Genomic DNA, 17353 nt, shown 5'->3' on the forward strand with positions numbered 1-17353 from the left:
CATCACCCCTTAATATAAGCATTTACAACTTTCTCTTTAGTCATATTTGACAAAATATTTTTATTTTCTATCAAATAATATGCACCTTCAAGATATTCTATATCTGTCAAATTATGAGTAATGTTGATAATAGTTGTATTACTCGTTTTGATGTATTCATTCAAAAAGCTATATATATCAAAGCAACTTTTTTTATCCAAAGCATTTGTAAATTCGTCTAATACTACAATTTCTGGCTGTGTTGCTAAGAAAAATAGTAATTTAATTTTCTGTTTTTGCCCATCACTTAAATTTTTCATCTTATTATCAAATGAAATTTCTTGTATATTCAACTGTTCAATCAATTTTTGGGCAACTGTAACATTAAATTTACGTTTAGTCACATCTATAATGTCTTTAACTTTTAAATCTGATGGCAAATTAGTATAACTTCCTATAACACAAACCTTCTTATTAACACCTTCTATATCTCCATCAAACTTCATTGCTCCAACAAGTGCTTTTGCTAAACATGTTTTTCCAGTCCCATTTTTTCCTAAAATATGATTGATTGTTTTTGATTTAAAATCTACATTTACATTTTCTAACAGGCACTTTCCTTTTATTGAAAGAGAAAAATTTGTAAGCTTCATATTTTTCGCCAAACAGTATCAAAATACTTATTAAAGTGGAAATACCTCTAAACTCCTTTTTAGAGAATTTCTTCTACGGTTATTTATGATTTACTTCCAACAATCGTAGCCTTACCTGATGAACGGACAAAATACCAAAGGCTCAGAACTTTTTCAAGTTTAAAAGAATTCAGCTTTTTTTCCAGTTCTTTTTTGTCTTTGTCATCTGTTGCTTTAAAGTCATTAATACGCATTTGGCTTTCCTCCTTTCTTCATATCAATCAGTATAGCACTCTTGTTTAAAAATTCAATATCTTTTTCGTATTTTTTATTGTTTTTTCATATTTTTTCCAAAACAATTTATTATACTTTATCTTCCTCTATCCATAGATTTTTTCTTAACTGACCGTTTTGGTTGCTGTCTGCCTTCATGCTGATAGCGGTGCAGTTTTTCCAGTACGCTTGCTTTTTTCGGCTGTTCTAACGGATTTTCTTTCTTCTGGTCCGTCTGATTTTTCCATGCCCGCAGTTCTTCATTGTATTCTATAATCAGTTCTTCTGCCTTGTTATAAACCTTCTGAAAGGATTGCACATTTGGATACCCTTCACGTTTTACAATCTGCTCCATACTCCTGTGCAGACGCTTTTCCAAATCCTCTAACAATTCAATTTTCCCTTCCAGAGATTTTCTCTCTTTGCCTTTAAATAGTCCTCGTAACTCTGACAGTTGCTTTTTCAAAGAAGAAATATCCTGCTGTGTGCGTTTTATCTCTATTGACTGTCTCTGCAATTCATACATGAGCTTCTGCATATCTTTCCACTCCTGCAAGTCAATCTTGGGTACAGGTTTAGGCGGTAGCTTAAATTTGAAAATTACTTCCTGTAAAAAGTCTTTCGCACCTCGGATAATCTGACGGAACATATCCGGCAACCAACCGTATGCCCTTATAGATTGCAGCGTTTTATCTGTGATTTTTTCCTGCTTGATCTTCAAAATATCTTCTTCAGGAACACCTTCAACTAATGCCACATCAACTGTCCGATTCCATTCCTGCCTTGCCGCATTGTCTGCCTTTATCTCCTCTGCTTTCGGATTGTTCTTTCCAATTTTCTTCGTTGCTAAATATACGCCGCCCTGTTGAAATACGGATAGTTTTTCAGATTCTTCTTTTACATATCGGTTGATCGTATCAGTAAACAGTTCCTTGACTTCTTTGGTAAATGCTTTGTTCTTAAACCATTCATCCTTTTTCGTGAAAATATGGCTTTCATAGACTTCCCCTTTGGGGATAATACTGCATCCCACCCGAAGATTACCCTGCTCGTCTAAAACCTCTTTCTTTGTGCGTCTATGCTTTCCCTGCTCATCATAAAACATATTTCGGGTAGCAATCTTTACTTCAGGCTGTTCCAACATTTTCCGTTCACTGAATACCAGATGGATATGATAATTCGTCTTTGCCTTGTTGTGATGAAGGGCTGCACTACACTCCACACCATACCTTTTATGAAAACTCTCCGTAAAAAGCCTTACCACATCATCTGCCCTGTACTGAACAAAACTTTCAGGAAGTGCAATGATAAACTCACGCCCTTCAATACATTTCCCTGCCGATCCACTCGCCTTAAAATCCAACTGATTTTCTCTTGCAAGATTTTTCCAAAACTCCGGTGTTACTCCTTCTGTCTGATAGGTCGCATAGAGATATTCCTGCCGTTTCGGATTGGAGATATAATCAATCCTTCCTTCCACATCGGACAGCTTGCTTTGTCTGATAAATGAATGTCTGCCTATAAGCATCCTCCTTCCTCGGCTCCCGCCGACTTTGTTGTGAGTAGGTGCATAGGCACCTGTTTACGAACTGATTGCCGTATCCGGCATAAGCCTCGCAGAGCGAAATACACAGAGTACAAACCATAGGTTTGTGCGATGAGTGTATTTCGCTCTCAATCGCCGAGGGCTTGTCTTTGTTTAACATAATCCGATTACTTCTCGGACTCACGCTTAGATTTATGGGCGTATCCGCCCTTTTTTTCTGCCCGTATCCGGGCTGTTTTTTCTATGACTGATAGCAAATGATCCACAGTACTTTCTTCCCATCCAGCAAGCCATATCATGGTTCTTTCCTCTGCTTTAGTCAGTTCCACGCCTTCCAGTACCTTGTTCATTTTCTGTATCTGTCTGCCCTCCATCTCATAAAACAAATCATTCACATTTCTGCTTTCTCTTTCCGGCTGCTTTAACATCTGCAACACTCCCTTCTGCTAAAAAATAAAATAAATTTAAAAATTACACGTATAAGCGTATAAACGTATCTTCCACACTTTTCAGAAACCTGTAACCCCTTGATTTTCCTGAAGATATACGCATATACGCTTCTTTGGAAAATTCTTTTTTATCGGTTTTTCATCCGTATCAACGGTAACTGTCTATGCGTATCTGCGTATGGATTCCCTGAAATCCTCTGGCATTTTTCCCATTGTCTGAGGGAATATTGGTAGAATAATGAATGTGATACTTCTTTTCATTTTCTTTTAAGTACCCCGAAAAACTTTTTGCACTCATAGGTTTTTCCGTATTGTCTTCACACCAGCGGCCGTATGCCTGATATAAATTTTTAGAAGTTGCCGTTGTATTTTCTTCCAAACGGATATACCCAGATGACTGCATAAAAGCGATAATATTATTTCCAGATTCCATAGCTTCGTGCAGATTTTTCTTTGCACGTTCACTGATGGTAAATCGGTATTTATTTTTCAGTAATCGTTTCAATCCCTCCAGACACCAGAGAAAAATATCGTCTGCTTCTCTTTGCAATTTCTCGATCAGATAGGGATCATCTACTCTGTCCGGTGGCACATCTTTGACCGTAAGGATAATCTGTCTGCGGTAAAATCCATAGGAACGATCATGCAAAGCACTCAGACTCCCGTTTCCAAAGCAGAGAAATCTGACATATAAATTCCCCTGTACGCTCTGCTTTGACTTCCTTTCCAAATCCATCTTATCCTCCAGCGTGACTATGGTTTTAATGTAGTTGGTGTCTTTCAATGCTTCCAGTTTCATATCATCATCCACCATCAAAAGTCGGTATTCCAAATCCGCCCTTGCGAAACGATTATGTTCTACTTTCTGAATATTACTTACATTCATATTCGTTCCGAGAATTTTTCTCATAACCAAACCTATACGGGATTTCCCCTCCCCTCCTTTTCCTAAGATAATCAATAACTTCTGTGCCTTGTTGGATGGAATTAAACAATATCCCATATATTCCTGCAAGGTAGGAATATCATCTTCCTCCAACAGTTCTGAAAGAAATTGTAACCACCGTTCCGGCTTTGCTTCTTTCATTTCATAATTTACAGGCAAGCGGTTCAGACAGAACTCCTTCTTTTCTGTAAAATCTCCATTTAGAAAATAAGTTCCGTTATTCACATGGATACGATCCATTTGCACCGGAAGTTCCTCTGAATAGGCTTCCAGTTTCAGAACCTCCAAAAGCTGTTTTACTTTCTTGGAAATTCCTTTCGTAAGAACTGGTTTTACCATTCTGTAAATTTCTTTTTCTACCTCGCTGTCCGGCAGCATTCCGTCATAGCTGAAAAAGATACCGTTGATACATTTCAATGGCATTCTTTGCAGGAAATTTTCACAAAATGCCACCTCATCAATCTGCCCATCCTCAAACCATTCCTGAGAGTACCCTTTAAAGTTCATTTCTCTCTGATCCAATGCTTCTTCCAGTCTATTCCTTGTTGTTTCGTCTATATTCTTCCATTCGTTTCTCAATTCTTTTCACATCCTTCCCACTATCCAGTAAAAATTCAATTCTGTCCTGTAACTCTCCAAACACCAGTAAATCCAGATAGTAATTTATCTTTTCTGTCTGCTGGCAGGCTTCTATAAATTCTGCTTTCCATTCTTCCTCTGGTGTTTTTGGTGCGTATCTTATTTTCCATTCTTCCAGCAGATGAAGATAATCCGATAAAATACGGATACTTTCCCGTTCCCATTCTTCAAATTTCTTTTCCGTCTGGTAGAATGTTCTTTTCGGTTTTTCTTTTTTCTTACTGGCATTCCTTTTTCTTGCGTTATCTGTAAAAACAGGTATCTGAAAATCTTCTGCCAGTTTCTTTGCTGCTTCCAATGGTGCTAGATGAAAGAAATCTGCCACAAATGTGATCACATCCCCTTTCGCACCACAAGCAAAACAGCAAAAACCTCTATCCACTTTCATACTGGGATGCCTGTCATCATGAAAGGGGCAACAGACCATCCCGTTTTTATTGACTTTCAACCCGTACTGTTCGGCTGCCTGCCTTGCAGTTACGTTTTCTTTTACTGTCTGAAAGATATTCATTCCATTTTCATCTCACAGCCATAATATTTTTTCTGGAAATACCTGACCGGAACTTTCCCCTTGATGATGTTATATCCGGCATTTTCCAGTTCTTCATTCATTACCCGCACAATTTCATAGGCTTTGCTTCTCCCAACCCCGAGAATCTCCATAATGTCATTTGCGGTAATATAAGATACATTAATCTGCATACAATCTCCTCCTTTTCTTTTTTCTATTTATCGAAAGTGCTATTGCAATACGCCTCTATTTCATATTTATTATTCAATACGTTTTTTATATGCACTTTTAATTCGTATTTACATCATACGTTTATTCTTCACATTTGTCAATATATATTTTTAATATTACGCACTTGCAATTCGTTTTATTTCATGTTATATTATCCATGAGGTGAATAAAAAATGAACAAAATGGAAGTTTCAACAATAGGAGAACGGATTAAAACACTCCGAAAAAAAAGAGGATATAACCAGAAAGATTTAGCAAACCTTCTTGGAAAATCTCTCCGTACCATCCAGAAATATGAAAGCGGGGAAATTGAAGTATCAATCGCAATGGTCAATGAATTGGCTAAAGTGCTTGATACGACTTCTACCTATCTTCTCGGACATCAGACAGGGGATTTCAAATTTGACTGTCTCTCTGATGTTATGGAATGTTTGTTTCAACTGGAAAAAATCAGTGGACTGCACTTTTCCATAGAAACAAAAAGACCGCCACATCATGACGGCTGGCAATGTTCCATTACTTTTGATGGGAAAGACAAATCCGCTGATCAGAATGCAGATATGTGCCTGTTCCTTGAGGAATGGGAAAACAACAGGGAATCTTTTCAGCAGTATTGCATGGCTAAAGATGCCTATGAAGAGTGGAAAGATAAAACTCTTGCCTACTACGCTTCACAGGGTGTAGAGATGGAAGAACCGGAAAATCTCGATACTGAGGAACGGTTAAAAAGAAAGAATGCTCTTTTTTCTGGCAAGTAGACCTACATAAGACGAGTTGAAAACTCTTATGAAAGGAATGATGTAATTGTCAGTAACAAAAGATACAACAGGAAAATGGATGTCACAGGTGCGTGTCAAAGACTACACAGGAAAGACTATCCACAAGAAAAAACGTGGTTTTACCACAAAAAAAGAAGCTCTGGAATGGGAAAGGGACTTTCTCAATAAAGCCAATGCAGATATGGGTATGCTGTTTCGGGATTTTGTAGATTTGTATTTTGAGGATATGGGACACCGTCTGAAAGAATCCACCATCATCAGCAAGCGTTATATGGTAGATAAAAAAATCCTTCCGGTGTTTGGGAAAATCCCGATCAATGAGATTACACCAAAGGATATCCGTAAATGGCAGAACGGATTGACTGCATATCGTGATAAGAACGGAAAGCCTTATGCTCAGACCTACCTTAGAGCAATCAATAATCAGATTACCGCTATGTTCAATTATGCAGTGAAATATTATGATTTGCGGGAAAATCCATGCACAAAGGCTGGGAGCATGGGAAAAAGCAATGCAGAAGAAATGCAGTTCTGGACAAAAACGGAATTTGAACAGTTTATTACAGCCGTACAGGATAAGCCAGCTTCTTATACAGCCTTCATGACCATGTACTATACTGGAATGCGTGTAGGCGAACTGTGTGCTTTAACGCCGGAAGATGTGAACTTAGAAAATAATACCATCACCATCAACAAAACCTTCCAAAGAATCAATGGCAGGGATGTTGTCTGGCCTCCTAAAACGCCAAAAAGTAACCGGGTTATCACGATACCTCAGACACTTGCTGATTGTTTAAAAACCTATATGGATAAGTGTTATGAGATTCAGCCTAACGACAGACTTTTCCCTTACACCAAACATTTCCTGAACCATGAAATGCTCAGAGGATGTAAAAAATCCGGTGTAAAGAAGATTCGTGTGCATGATCTCCGTCACTCCCACGCCAGCCTTTTGATTGAGATGGGATGCCAGCCACTTCTGATTGCTGACCGTTTAGGGCATGAAAAAATACAGACAACCTTAAATACTTACAGTCATCTGTATCCAAACAAACAAGCCGAAGTCGCACAACAGCTTGAAAACCTTATCAACGGAACAGCAGTCCCAGATAGTAGCCAAATGGCAGATGTAGCCAATTTGTAGCCAACAAAAAGAAAAATCTCTGGAAATCCTTATAATTCAAGGCTTTCCAGAGATGTAGCAACTATTCAAACTCAATAAGTTCTCATATATATGACAACCTGTTTGTTTTATCATTTATACTCATTTGATATATTCAATAGTATCAAATCATATCACGATTTCAATAAATTTAGTATCATTACCTTAAATTAATTAGATTCTCTTTTTTTCTTTATTCTGTAAGTAGAACAATTCTTTTTGCGTCTCAATTTCTGCCCTTAACTCTTGTTCTGTTGGCAAATATAATTTATATTTAGAAGCAAACAATTGTTCATTTCCATGCATAACAGAATATTTGGCAATATCTTCATCTGTATCCGAACATAAGACAATTCCAATTGTTGGATTATCTCCTTCGTTTCGTTTTAATTCATCATACATACGAATATACATATCCATCTGCCCTACATCTTGATGTGTAATCTTTGACGTTTTTAAGTCAATCAAAACAAAACACTTCAAAATATAATTGTAGAATACTAAATCGATATAGTAATCTTCTTTTTCTGTATGAATATGTTGCTGCCTTGCGACAAAAGCGTATCCTTTTCCCAATTCCATTAAAAATTTTTGTAAGTTATTAATAATACTTTGTTCTAATTCAGATTCTAAATAAGAAGTATCTTCCTGCATTCCTAAAAATTCAGCCACAATCGGATTCTTTATAAATTCTAACTTATTTTGATAAGAAGAAGTTAATTCTTTCATTTCGGTTTCAACTTCTAAAGGACTTTGGGTTTTTAACATTCGATAATAATATTGTGATGAAACATTTCTTTGTAATGTTCTTACGCTCCATGTTTGATCATATGCTTCCTTTGCATACCAATCACGAGCTTCTACATCTTCAACTTGTAATAATACTCTATAGTGAGTCCATGACAATAAATCTAATTTTCCACTCACTGAGTGGAAAATGTTTGGATAAGATTTATAAAAAGAATAGAAAGAATATAAATTGGATTTTGTAAATCCTCTTCCGTATTCAGTTGTTAATTCTTTTGCTAGTTTTTTAATCACACTTGCACCATATTCAGCTCGCTCTTGTCCTTGCAATTCTTCTTCTGCAATTCTTTTCCCAATTAACCAATTTCTTTCAACCAGTAATACATTTACAGATTGATACGCCTGTTTTTGTGCTACTTCAATAATGTTCTTCAAATCACTGATAACGTTTTCTGTTTTCTGGTAAGGAATCATTTCAAAATTAGGCATAACGTATCTCCTTTCATAAAAGAAAATCTAGTAAAGATATTATATCATTTATAAAGATACAGACATAGTTAAATCATATTCACCACAGAATAAATCTTGATTCAATTTAAAACATAAGATTTATACCATATGCATCAACAAATAAAGAAAAGTGCCAACTTAATGACACTTTATAAATTTCTTTCCTTATTGGGCTTTATCTGTCACTGCCCATTTTACGTGTTATATACTATTCGAACTCTATTGTTCCAGGAGGCTTACTTGTAATATCGTAAACTACACGGTTAACGTGTTTTACCTCATTTACAATACGATTAGAAATTACATCTAATACTTCATAAGGGATTTTTGCCCAGTCTGCTGTCATTCCATCAATAGAAGTTACTGCACGAATTGCAACAGCATAATCATAGGTTCTCTGATCCCCCATAACACCAACAGAGCGCATGTTTGTCAAACATGTGAAATACTGCCAAATTTCTTTCTGCAATCCAGCTTTCGCAATTTCTTCTCTTAAGATATAATCAGATTCTCTAACGATTTCCAGTTTTTCTTCTGTAATATCTCCTAATACACGAATACCAAGTCCTGGTCCTGGGAATGGCTGACGCCATACCATTTCTTCAGGAAGTCCAAGCTCGATACCTAAAGCACGAACTTCATCTTTAAACAATGTATTCAATGGCTCGATCAAAGAGAACTGCATATCTTCTGGAAGTCCTCCTACATTGTGATGAGATTTGATTGTCTGTGCTGTTTTTGTTCCACTTTCAATAACATCTGTATAAAGTGTTCCCTGAGCCAGCCATTTGATATCTTCACCAACAACTAGTTTTTTCACTTCTTCATCAAATGTATATACGAATTCATTACCAATGATCTTACGTTTCTTTTCTGGATCACTTACACCAGCAAGTTTTCCCAGGAAACGATCTTTCGCATCAACTTTTGTTAAGTTGATTTTCATGTTTTCCCCAAACATCTGCATAACGCTTTCTGCTTCACCTTTACGTAGTAAACCATGATCAATGAACATACAATATAACTGATCACCAATTGCCTTATGCAATAAAGCCGCAACAACCGAACTGTCTACTCCACCAGAAAGTGCTAATAACACTTTATCAGTTCCTACAGTTTCACGAATCTTTTGAATTTCTGTATCAATAAAACTCTGCATAGACCAGTCATTTTTTGCCTGACATACTTCAAAAACAAAGTTTTTCAAAATATCATTTCCATATTCACTGTGACGAACTTCTGGATGGAACTGCAATGTATAAATTTTCTTTTCAGGATTGCTTGTAGCCGCAAATGGACAAGTATCACTTGATGCATCAACAACATACCCTTCTGCCAATTCTGCTACCTGATCCCCATGAGACATCCAAACCGTCTGTTTTTTAGGAAGTCCTTTAAATAGTAAAGAATCATTTTTAATTTCTATTTCTGTGCGTCCATATTCTTTTGCTTCACAAGATTTTACATGACCGCCATTCATATAATGTGTCATCTGCATTCCATAACAGATACCTAATACAGGAATACCTGATGTAAAGATTGCAGGATCACATTTAAACGCATCTTCTTCATATACGCTGTTAGGTCCACCACTGAAGATGATCCCTTTCACATCCCCAAATGCTTTGATTTCTTCTAGTGTTATTGTATGTGGGTGCAGCTCTGAATACACACCGAATTCACGAATACGACGTGCAATCAGCTGGTTGTACTGACTTCCAAAGTCAAGAACAATAATTTTATCAGCCATAACTTCCTCCTTATTAAGAAACCGATACATAATCACGTATCGGTCTTTTTCCTTTGTTATCATACCATTTTTTTATACTTTTTAAAACTACTTTTCTAAAAAATAAAGGCTTTCTAGTGAAATTTCTTTTCCTTCCAGATATGCACTAATCTTACCTGTATCCTCTATCACCAGCATCCCATTATCTTTACAGTTATAAACAGAAAGATCATAAGGTTTTGCAGCTTCCAGAATTCCTTTTCTTTTTTCATCCTGTGCATGTGGATTAAAAATTCCTTTTACCAAATGAAAACCTTCCTCTATACAGAAACTGCCATCTTCTTTCCAGTCACTATAGGCATAAGAAAAGAAAACATTCGCTCCTGCACTATTTCCAATCAAAATTTTATTCTCTTTAAAAAACAACTCTTTCAAGATTTCATCTGCCTGTATTTCTATCAGTTTATCCTTTAATACTTTCATATTGCCGGCACCAAGATAAATAACATCTGCTTCTTTCATCATCATATGTATCTCTTGTATGGCTTTTTTTGTATGAAAAAGGCGTAAAACTTCAACACTGCATCCCATTTTGCGCAAATGTTTTTTCATACGTTTCCCATATCCCTGATCATCATAAGATGCACATGGAAGAAACAAAACGGATATATTTTCTTTTCCACAAGAAGCAAGCGCCATTTCTTCCATCCAGTGATATTCTTCCTTTTGAAAACTTCCTCCGCCAATCGCAAAGATTTTTCCCATTATCCTAAAAACCTTTTTTCTTTCAAAATTTCAAGTGCCTTCTCTATAATTTCTTCCGGCTGTACCAAAGCAAAGCGAACAAAACCTTCTCCTTCTTTTCCAAATGCACTTCCAGGTGTTACTAGAATACCGCATTCTTTTAATAGAGAAAGAGCAAATTCCTCGCTGTTTGTATATCCATCAGGCAATGGTGCCCAAATAAACATCGTTGCTTTTGGTTTTTCCACATACCATCCTAATGCACACAATCCCTCTACCAACAAATCTCTTCTTTTTTGATATTGCATACATGTTTGTTTCACACAGCTTTGATCTTGTGTTAAAGCCGCAACCGCTGCTTTTTGAACTGGTAAAAACATTCCATAATCAATATTGCTTTTCAGCTTTTTCAACATAGAAACAGCCTGGGCATTCCCCACACAGATTCCAATTCTTGCACCTGCCATACCATAGCTTTTAGAAAAAGAATTAAACTCAATTCCCACTTCTTTTGCCCCTGGATATGATAAGAAACTTTTCCCATCTTCCCCATCAAATACCAGATTGCTGTAGGCTGTATCATGAACAACTAGAATATCATAGCGTTTCGCAAAAGCAATCAATTCTTCATAAAACGCATCATCTGCGGTCGCTCCTGTAGGATTATTTGGATAAGAAATAATCATCATCTTCGCCTTCTGTGCAATAGTTTCTGGTATTTCATCAAAGCGAATCAAATAATCATTCTCTTTTCGCATCGGCATTTCATAAATTTGCGCATTGGCAATTCTTGGTCCATTTTCAAAAACAGGATAACTTGGTGAAGGAATCAATACGATATCTCCTTCATCACATACCGTTAAGGCAATATGTGCCAACCCTTCCTGTGACCCCTGCAAAGACATAATTTCACTGTTTTCATCCAGTTCTACCTGATAGCGATCATGATACCAGTTTTTAACTGTCGTACGAAATTCACTTGTATCCTTTAAAGAATACATATAACATGTTTTATCACTAGCTGCTTCCAGTAAAGCCTGCATAACTTTTTTGGAAGGCGCAATATCAGGACTTCCAACCGCAAAATCAAGAACTTCTTTTCCTTCCTTTATCATTTTTTCTTTTTCTATATCCAAACTGGAAAAAACCGATGTCTGTAATGCTTCCATTCTTTTTGAAAACTGCATAATATCCCTCTTTCTTTAAAAAAACACCCCGCCAGCCAATATCGCAAGCAGGGTATATGAATCCTTACATATGCTCGATGATTTCTACTTCCACCTTTTTTTCAGACGGATAAAATTCATATGTGATTTTCGCAAGATTCGTATCACCTAAATTTTTTGTTAATACACGCATGATATTTTCTGTTAGCGTTTTTGCGTCTTCTTCTTTTTCACAAAAATACTCAATTTTTGTACTTACGTGTTTTCTTGCAGAAACATTTTTTGAAATTTCTTCTGTTAAACGAATTGTATTTTTCATACTTCATGTCTCCTTACTATCCATGTATTATCTTACCACATTCTCTATCTTAAGAAAAGTTTTATTTTTCTATCACCCTGCGATTTACTCTCCAATAAGAAAAGTAAAAATCAAAACAGCCAATACAAGAAGAATCCCAACAATCGTTGTTTTTGTCATCTCTGCACTAAAAGACATCTCCTTTTTTTCTTTTCTATTTTTATAAAACTGCTGTTTTCTTTTTTCAATTTCTTTATGCACATGATTTTCTTCCATCATCTGATACCTTGTTTTATCATGGGAATATCCTTTTGATTTTTCATCAGATGCTGCATATTTTTTGTTTGCTATCGTTCTTTTCCCACAAATCTCACAATGTAACTCATCGGTTTCATTTTCACAAAAAGTACAAAATCTTTTTTTCATAAGTATCCCCTCTTTATACTAATATTATACTTGAATTCAACAATTTCTTCACGCTTTTTCTTCGTATTATAAAAGGATTCTTGACTTACTTCTTTTCTCTTACTAAAATAAATGCATACTAAAGGAGGAAATACACATTTTTTGTGTAATAGGATAGATATGGAAAATAAACATAGGGGACTTGCTATTGGTTCCCGGGAGTTTGACACATATAAAATTTCATAAATTTACTATGGCGCTTTAAACACGCGCTTTTCTTTTACTTTTTTTGTCAAATTTTATGTTTTATTGTGTGCTATATTGTGCTATATGTGTTATTATTATATTGGGTGATGAATATGTACGTTGCAATCAATGGCACTGGCAATTCCAAAAGCATTTATATTATGAGTTCTTATCGCAAAAACAATGGTAAAACTTCTAGTCGCATTTTTAGAAAGCTTGGTCGATTAAATGACCTGCTTCCTCAATTTGATAATAATGAAGAAAAATTATTGGAATGGGCTCGTTCTGAAGCTAAAAAAGACACTTTATCCCATCAACAGGATACTGCACCTGTTCTCATACCTTTCTCTAGCGACAAAAAAATCAAAAAAAATGAAGTTTTGTTATTTAATGTTGGCTACCTATTCCTTCAATCCATCTGTTCCAATCTTCATTTTGACAATATTTGTCGTAATATTAAGAATCATCATAAATTCGAATATGATATCCATCGCATCCTCTGCGATCTTGTCTACGCTCGTGTTCTATATCCTTCCAGTAAACGCTCTTCTTTCTCTTTCGCTCATTCTCTGCTGGAACAGCCAAAGTATAAATTACAGGATATCTATCGTTCCTTATCTATATTGGCCGAGGAATCTGATTACATACAGGCGGAAGTTTATCGAAATTCCAACTTCCTTCATAAAAGAAACACAAAAGTTCTTTATTATGACTGTACGAACTATTACTTTGAAATCGAACAAGAAGATGAACTTAAAAAATACGGAAAAAGCAAAGAACATCGTCCAAATCCTATCGTAGGCATGGGGTTATTCATGGATGGAGATGGTTTCCCTTTAGCTTTTGATATCTTTCCCGGAAATCAAAACGAACAGAAATCCTTGAAACCATTAGAACATAAAGTTATTCAGGATTTCGACTGTTCCGAATTCATCTACTGCTCAGACAGTGGACTGGCATCACAGAATAACAAACTGTTCAATGATATAGGAAGAAGATCCTATGTCATTACACAGTCATTAAAAAAATTAAAGAAAGAAGATAGAGATATCGCTTTAAATACGAAACAATATCGAAAAGTAGGAAGCAGCACATTCATTGATTTGAAAGATCTTGATGAAAATGACCCAGAGGTATATGAATCCATCTATTATAAAGAAGTACCTATAGAATCTAAAAAGATATCGGAAACTCTTATCGTTACCTATTCTCCAAAATATAAAGCTTATCAGGAAAAGATAAGACAGGGGCAGATAGACAGAGCAAAAAACATGATAAGTGAAAATGGAAAAATCAAAAAGAACAGAAAAAATCCGAATGATCCAAGCAGATTTACAAAGAGGACTTCCATCACAGCGAATGGAGAAGTAGCAGAAGAAGAAATCTACGAAATCGATCAGGAGGCTATAGATAAAGAAGCAATGTATGATGGTTTCTATGCGGTAAGCACAGATATGGAAGGTGATGTAGCGGAGATCATCGCCATCAACAAACGCAGATGGCAGATCGAAGAGTGCTTTAGAATAATGAAAACAGATTTTGATGCACGACCAATCTATCTGCAAAGAGAAGACAGGATCAAAGCGCATTTCCTGATTTGTTTCTTGTCCCTTCTGATATATCGAATATTAGAATATAAATTAGAGAAAAAATATACATCTGAACAAATAATAGATACATTGAGAAAGATGAACGTAACAAAATTAAAAGAAGGATTAGGATATATACCTTCTTACACACGAACAGATTTAACAGATTTACTGCATGAGTTGTTTGGTTTTGAAACAGACAGAGAAATAATAAAACGATCCACAATGAGAAATATTATCAAATACACAAAAGAACATCATATATAGCACAATTCGTTACAAAGACAAAAAGTGCAAAAAAGCTTAATTCTAAAGTCTTTAATGCACTTTTTTTGCTTTCTAACTGTCAAAGACGAGATTATACTTGAATTCAACAATTTCTTCACGCTTTTTCTTCGTATTATAAAAGGATTCTTGACTTACTTCTTTTCTCTTACTAAAATAAATGCATACTAAAGGAGGAAATACACATTTTTTGTGTAATAGGATAGATATGGAAAATAAACATAGGGGACTTGCTATTGGTTCCATGACAACAGGAATCGTTTCAACATCAATAAGTGCAGTATCATTGATAGTTTCTTTTTTCTTTTTACTTCCAGGATGCATTGGTGCTGCTATATCCATTGCCTGCGGCATAGTTGCGATAGCTTTAAGCAATCGTTCTCGTCCTATGGGTAGAGCCATTGCCGGCATTGTTTTAGGAATCGTTGGTGTCAGTATCAGTGGAATTCTGCTTTTAATTAATCTAATACTAATTTTCATTTTTCATTTTCCCATGCTATAGAAAGGCCGCAAGCCTTTTTTTTCATTTCTATTTCTGATAAAATCTAAACAGAACAAGGAGGAAGTACAATGAAAACAAGAATAGAACATGATTCTATGGGAGAAATTGCAGTACCTGCAGATAAATACTGGGGTGCACAGACACAAAGAAGTTTTGAAAATTTTAAAATCAGTGAAGAAAAAATACCAATGCCTGTCATTTATGCATTTGCACACTTAAAAATGGCTTGTGCAGAAGTAAATTATAAAAAAGGATTATTAAGTGAAGAAAAAAAAGAAATGATCAAACAGGCAGCTTTGGAAATTATTGATAAAAAACTGGATAGCCATTTCCCATTATCTGTATGGCAAACAGGAAGTGGTACGCAAAGCAATATGAATGTGAATGAAGTAATTGCCAATCGTGGAAATATACTATGTGGCAAGAAGCTGTTACATCCAAACGATGATGTAAACAAGAGTCAAAGTTCAAATGATACGTTTCCTACAGCTATGCATATTGCAGCTGTATTAGGCATTCAAAAACTTCAGCAGGAAGTACAAAACATGATTTCAGTAATGAAGCGCTTGGAAGAAGAAAACAAACATATCATTAAGATTGGACGTACGCATCTACAAGATGCCACTCCACTTCGTTTCTCAGATGAAATCAGTGGATGGAGAAGCATGCTGGAAAACAATATGGAAATGCTTTCTATGGCTGTTTCTTCTTTGCGTAAGCTGGCAATTGGAGGAACTGCTGTTGGAACCGGATTAAATGCTCCAGATAACTTTGGAAGTGATGTATGTGCTGTTTTATCTGAACAATTACATACAACATTTGAATCTGATCCAAATAAGTTTCATGCCTTAAGCTCTCGTGATGATATTAGTTTTGCGCATGGGGCATTAAAAGCACTTGCTGCTAACTGCATGAAAATCGCCAATGATATTCGCTGGCTGGCCAGCGGTCCACGATGTGGTCTTGGAGAAATCCGTATTCCAGAAAATGAACCAGGTTCCAGTATCATGCCTGGAAAAGTAAACCCAACACAATGTGAAGCTATGACCATGGCAGCAGTACAAGTTATGGGCAATGATACAGCTATTGGATTTGCCGCATCACAGGGAAACTTTGAATTAAATGTATATCTTCCTCTTATCATTTATAACTTTTTACAATCCACAACTCTTCTTCATGATGCTCTGTCTTCTTTCCGTATCCATTGTGTAGAGGGCATTGTCGCAAATGAAGAAAAGATGAAAGAATACCTGCACAATTCCTTAATGCTGGTAACCGCACTGAATCCTTATATCGGTTATGAAAATGCCGCAAAAACAGCAAAAAATGCATATCAGAAAGGTATCTCATTAAAAGAGTCCTGTGTTTCCCTAGGTTTCTTAAAACCAGAAGAATTTGATGCTTATGTACAGGCAGAACATATGGTAAAACCATTAAAGTAGGTGATATAGATGTTAGATTTACAAAAACATAAAGATTTTTTGTGGAAGTATACATTAAGCTATGGAAAACTTGAACAGCGTGATGGAATCTCTGTTTTCCCCTTTTGTAATATCTTGATGGAAGAAGGAAAAACAATAGAAGATTATAAAAGCGATGCTATCAAAGAAAAACTATACAATGCACAAAATGTTAGTGAAATATTTGATCTTATATCCAAAGAATATAAAGGATATTATTTTATGGAAATCAGCACCCCTTTATCAGAAGATAAAGAACTATATTCCAGTCTTCTAAAAAAAGCATTTGATACATGCGGATACCATGGATATATCTCTCAGAAAAATTACGAACATCTTGTCGAATTTGCCAGTGAAGACGTAAAAGACTATATACTTAAACACTTAGCATAAACATAAGAAAATGCTGTTAGAATTCTCTCTAACAGCATTTATTTATTCCATGGTGGAGGTTAACGGGCTCGAACCGCTGACCCTCTGCTTGTAAGGCAGATGCTCTCCCAACTGAGCTAAACCTCCCTTTAA

General features: G+C 35.8%; 19 protein-coding genes and 1 tRNA gene. 5 read left to right on the forward strand and 15 right to left on the reverse strand.

Annotated elements, in window-relative coordinates:
- Nucleotides 1–2 precede the first annotated feature (2 nt).
- The 7 genes from A9CBEGH2_RS07135 to A9CBEGH2_RS07165 all read right to left on the reverse strand — a co-directional run bounded on the left by A9CBEGH2_RS07135 (nucleotide 3) and on the right by A9CBEGH2_RS07165 (nucleotide 5166).
- On the reverse strand, nucleotides 3–632 hold the full coding sequence (locus A9CBEGH2_RS07135) for an ATP-binding cassette domain-containing protein (protein ID WP_129923496.1): 630 nt from the start codon (nucleotides 630–632) through the stop codon (nucleotides 3–5).
- An 83-nt stretch (nucleotides 633–715) separates the two neighbouring features.
- The gene (locus tag A9CBEGH2_RS07140; protein ID WP_129923495.1) at nucleotides 716–865 is read right to left on the reverse strand and encodes a YydF family exported signaling peptide; all 150 of its coding nucleotides are present in this window, start codon (nucleotides 863–865) and stop codon (nucleotides 716–718) included.
- A gap of 116 nt (nucleotides 866–981) precedes the next feature.
- Nucleotides 982–2412: a MobA/MobL family protein gene (locus A9CBEGH2_RS07145; RefSeq protein ID WP_129923494.1), complete on the reverse strand. Its 1431-nt coding sequence runs from the start codon at nucleotides 2410–2412 to the stop codon at nucleotides 982–984.
- Nucleotides 2413–2597: 185 nt separating this feature from the next.
- Entirely contained in the window at nucleotides 2598–2858 is a 261-nt protein-coding gene (locus A9CBEGH2_RS07150) for a hypothetical protein (protein WP_144136857.1), read from the reverse strand.
- Between the two features lie 169 nt (nucleotides 2859–3027).
- Nucleotides 3028–4404, reverse strand: coding sequence for a DNA primase family protein (locus tag A9CBEGH2_RS07155; RefSeq protein ID WP_197739423.1), 1377 nt, complete (start codon nucleotides 4402–4404; stop codon nucleotides 3028–3030).
- Nucleotides 4361–4975, reverse strand: a complete 615-nt coding sequence (locus tag A9CBEGH2_RS07160) for a CHC2 zinc finger domain-containing protein (RefSeq protein WP_144136858.1) — start codon at nucleotides 4973–4975, stop codon at nucleotides 4361–4363. The genes A9CBEGH2_RS07155 and A9CBEGH2_RS07160 overlap by 44 nt, the downstream gene beginning before the upstream one ends.
- The gene (locus tag A9CBEGH2_RS07165; RefSeq protein ID WP_016225774.1) at nucleotides 4972–5166 is read right to left on the reverse strand and encodes a helix-turn-helix domain-containing protein; all 195 of its coding nucleotides are present in this window, start codon (nucleotides 5164–5166) and stop codon (nucleotides 4972–4974) included. Before A9CBEGH2_RS07165 ends, A9CBEGH2_RS07160 begins: the two co-directional genes overlap by 4 nt.
- A gap of 213 nt (nucleotides 5167–5379) precedes the next feature.
- Here A9CBEGH2_RS07165 and A9CBEGH2_RS07170 point away from each other — a divergent pair, with 213 nt between their 5' ends.
- Nucleotides 5380–5964 carry a helix-turn-helix domain-containing protein gene (locus tag A9CBEGH2_RS07170; protein WP_144136859.1) on the forward strand — a complete coding sequence of 195 codons (585 nt, stop codon included), beginning with the start codon at nucleotides 5380–5382 and terminating at the stop codon, nucleotides 5962–5964.
- Nucleotides 5965–6010: 46 nt separating this feature from the next.
- Nucleotides 6011–7129: a site-specific integrase gene (locus A9CBEGH2_RS07175; protein ID WP_144136860.1), complete on the forward strand. Its 1119-nt coding sequence runs from the start codon at nucleotides 6011–6013 to the stop codon at nucleotides 7127–7129.
- 192 nt (nucleotides 7130–7321) lie between these two features.
- Here the strand turns inward: A9CBEGH2_RS07175 and A9CBEGH2_RS07180 are convergent, their stop codons facing one another.
- From A9CBEGH2_RS07180 to A9CBEGH2_RS07205, 6 genes are all read right to left on the reverse strand, one after another.
- The gene (locus A9CBEGH2_RS07180) at nucleotides 7322–8383 is read right to left on the reverse strand and encodes a PDDEXK nuclease domain-containing protein (RefSeq protein WP_118277737.1); all 1062 of its coding nucleotides are present in this window, start codon (nucleotides 8381–8383) and stop codon (nucleotides 7322–7324) included.
- Nucleotides 8384–8612: 229 nt separating this feature from the next.
- Complete coding sequence (guaA, locus tag A9CBEGH2_RS07185; RefSeq protein ID WP_118277736.1) at nucleotides 8613–10154, reverse strand: glutamine-hydrolyzing GMP synthase; 1542 nt, start codon at nucleotides 10152–10154, stop codon at nucleotides 8613–8615.
- Between the two features lie 87 nt (nucleotides 10155–10241).
- Nucleotides 10242–10898, reverse strand: coding sequence for a Type 1 glutamine amidotransferase-like domain-containing protein (locus A9CBEGH2_RS07190; protein ID WP_118277735.1), 657 nt, complete (start codon nucleotides 10896–10898; stop codon nucleotides 10242–10244).
- Complete coding sequence (locus tag A9CBEGH2_RS07195) at nucleotides 10898–12064, reverse strand: aminotransferase class I/II-fold pyridoxal phosphate-dependent enzyme (RefSeq protein WP_115716838.1); 1167 nt, start codon at nucleotides 12062–12064, stop codon at nucleotides 10898–10900. The genes A9CBEGH2_RS07190 and A9CBEGH2_RS07195 overlap by 1 nt, the downstream gene beginning before the upstream one ends.
- A gap of 64 nt (nucleotides 12065–12128) precedes the next feature.
- Entirely contained in the window at nucleotides 12129–12362 is a 234-nt protein-coding gene (locus tag A9CBEGH2_RS07200; protein ID WP_115716837.1) for a hypothetical protein, read from the reverse strand.
- Between the two features lie 84 nt (nucleotides 12363–12446).
- A complete protein-coding gene (locus A9CBEGH2_RS07205; protein ID WP_115716836.1) occupies nucleotides 12447–12767 on the reverse strand; it encodes a DUF3899 domain-containing protein in 321 nt (106 codons plus the stop codon).
- 338 nt (nucleotides 12768–13105) lie between these two features.
- On the opposite strand from A9CBEGH2_RS07205, the gene A9CBEGH2_RS07210 reads away from it, so the two are divergent.
- Nucleotides 13106–14848, forward strand: a complete 1743-nt coding sequence (locus A9CBEGH2_RS07210) for an IS1634 family transposase (RefSeq protein WP_163104493.1) — start codon at nucleotides 13106–13108, stop codon at nucleotides 14846–14848.
- 72 nt (nucleotides 14849–14920) lie between these two features.
- Here the strand turns inward: A9CBEGH2_RS07210 and A9CBEGH2_RS07215 are convergent, their stop codons facing one another.
- The gene (locus tag A9CBEGH2_RS07215) at nucleotides 14921–15346 is read right to left on the reverse strand and encodes a hypothetical protein (RefSeq protein WP_163104495.1); all 426 of its coding nucleotides are present in this window, start codon (nucleotides 15344–15346) and stop codon (nucleotides 14921–14923) included.
- Between the two features lie 90 nt (nucleotides 15347–15436).
- On the opposite strand from A9CBEGH2_RS07215, the gene fumC reads away from it, so the two are divergent.
- Both fumC and A9CBEGH2_RS07225 read left to right on the forward strand, forming a co-directional pair.
- Nucleotides 15437–16810: a class II fumarate hydratase gene (gene fumC, locus A9CBEGH2_RS07220; protein ID WP_118362188.1), complete on the forward strand. Its 1374-nt coding sequence runs from the start codon at nucleotides 15437–15439 to the stop codon at nucleotides 16808–16810.
- A gap of 9 nt (nucleotides 16811–16819) precedes the next feature.
- Nucleotides 16820–17221, forward strand: coding sequence for a hypothetical protein (locus A9CBEGH2_RS07225; protein WP_118362189.1), 402 nt, complete (start codon nucleotides 16820–16822; stop codon nucleotides 17219–17221).
- 50 nt (nucleotides 17222–17271) lie between these two features.
- Here the strand turns inward: A9CBEGH2_RS07225 and A9CBEGH2_RS07230 are convergent.
- A tRNA-Val gene (locus A9CBEGH2_RS07230) sits at nucleotides 17272–17347 on the reverse strand.
- Nucleotides 17348–17353 lie beyond the last annotated feature (6 nt).

This window comes from Amedibacterium intestinale (genome assembly GCF_010537335.1).
Taxonomy (GTDB): domain Bacteria; phylum Bacillota_I; class Bacilli_A; order Erysipelotrichales; family Erysipelotrichaceae; genus Amedibacterium; species Amedibacterium intestinale.

Coding starts and splice junctions, on each gene's coding strand:
- A9CBEGH2_RS07135 (WP_129923496.1), bottom strand. CDS start 632: ATGAAGCTTACAAATTTTTCTCTTTCAATAAAAGGAAAGTGCCTGTTA.
- A9CBEGH2_RS07140 (WP_129923495.1), bottom strand. CDS start 865: ATGCGTATTAATGACTTTAAAGCAACAGATGACAAAGACAAAAAAGAA.
- A9CBEGH2_RS07145 (WP_129923494.1), bottom strand. CDS start 2,412: ATGCTTATAGGCAGACATTCATTTATCAGACAAAGCAAGCTGTCCGAT.
- A9CBEGH2_RS07150 (WP_144136857.1), bottom strand. CDS start 2,858: ATGTTAAAGCAGCCGGAAAGAGAAAGCAGAAATGTGAATGATTTGTTT.
- A9CBEGH2_RS07160 (WP_144136858.1), bottom strand. CDS start 4,975: ATGAATATCTTTCAGACAGTAAAAGAAAACGTAACTGCAAGGCAGGCA.
- A9CBEGH2_RS07165 (WP_016225774.1), bottom strand. CDS start 5,166: ATGCAGATTAATGTATCTTATATTACCGCAAATGACATTATGGAGATT.
- A9CBEGH2_RS07170 (WP_144136859.1), top strand. CDS start 5,380: ATGAACAAAATGGAAGTTTCAACAATAGGAGAACGGATTAAAACACTC.
- A9CBEGH2_RS07180 (WP_118277737.1), bottom strand. CDS start 8,383: ATGCCTAATTTTGAAATGATTCCTTACCAGAAAACAGAAAACGTTATC.
- guaA (WP_118277736.1), bottom strand. CDS start 10,154: ATGGCTGATAAAATTATTGTTCTTGACTTTGGAAGTCAGTACAACCAG.
- A9CBEGH2_RS07190 (WP_118277735.1), bottom strand. CDS start 10,898: ATGGGAAAAATCTTTGCGATTGGCGGAGGAAGTTTTCAAAAGGAAGAA.
- A9CBEGH2_RS07195 (WP_115716838.1), bottom strand. CDS start 12,064: ATGCAGTTTTCAAAAAGAATGGAAGCATTACAGACATCGGTTTTTTCC.
- A9CBEGH2_RS07200 (WP_115716837.1), bottom strand. CDS start 12,362: ATGAAAAATACAATTCGTTTAACAGAAGAAATTTCAAAAAATGTTTCT.
- A9CBEGH2_RS07205 (WP_115716836.1), bottom strand. CDS start 12,767: ATGAAAAAAAGATTTTGTACTTTTTGTGAAAATGAAACCGATGAGTTA.
- A9CBEGH2_RS07210 (WP_163104493.1), top strand. CDS start 13,106: ATGTACGTTGCAATCAATGGCACTGGCAATTCCAAAAGCATTTATATT.
- A9CBEGH2_RS07215 (WP_163104495.1), bottom strand. CDS start 15,346: ATGAAAATTAGTATTAGATTAATTAAAAGCAGAATTCCACTGATACTG.
- fumC (WP_118362188.1), top strand. CDS start 15,437: ATGAAAACAAGAATAGAACATGATTCTATGGGAGAAATTGCAGTACCT.
- A9CBEGH2_RS07225 (WP_118362189.1), top strand. CDS start 16,820: ATGTTAGATTTACAAAAACATAAAGATTTTTTGTGGAAGTATACATTA.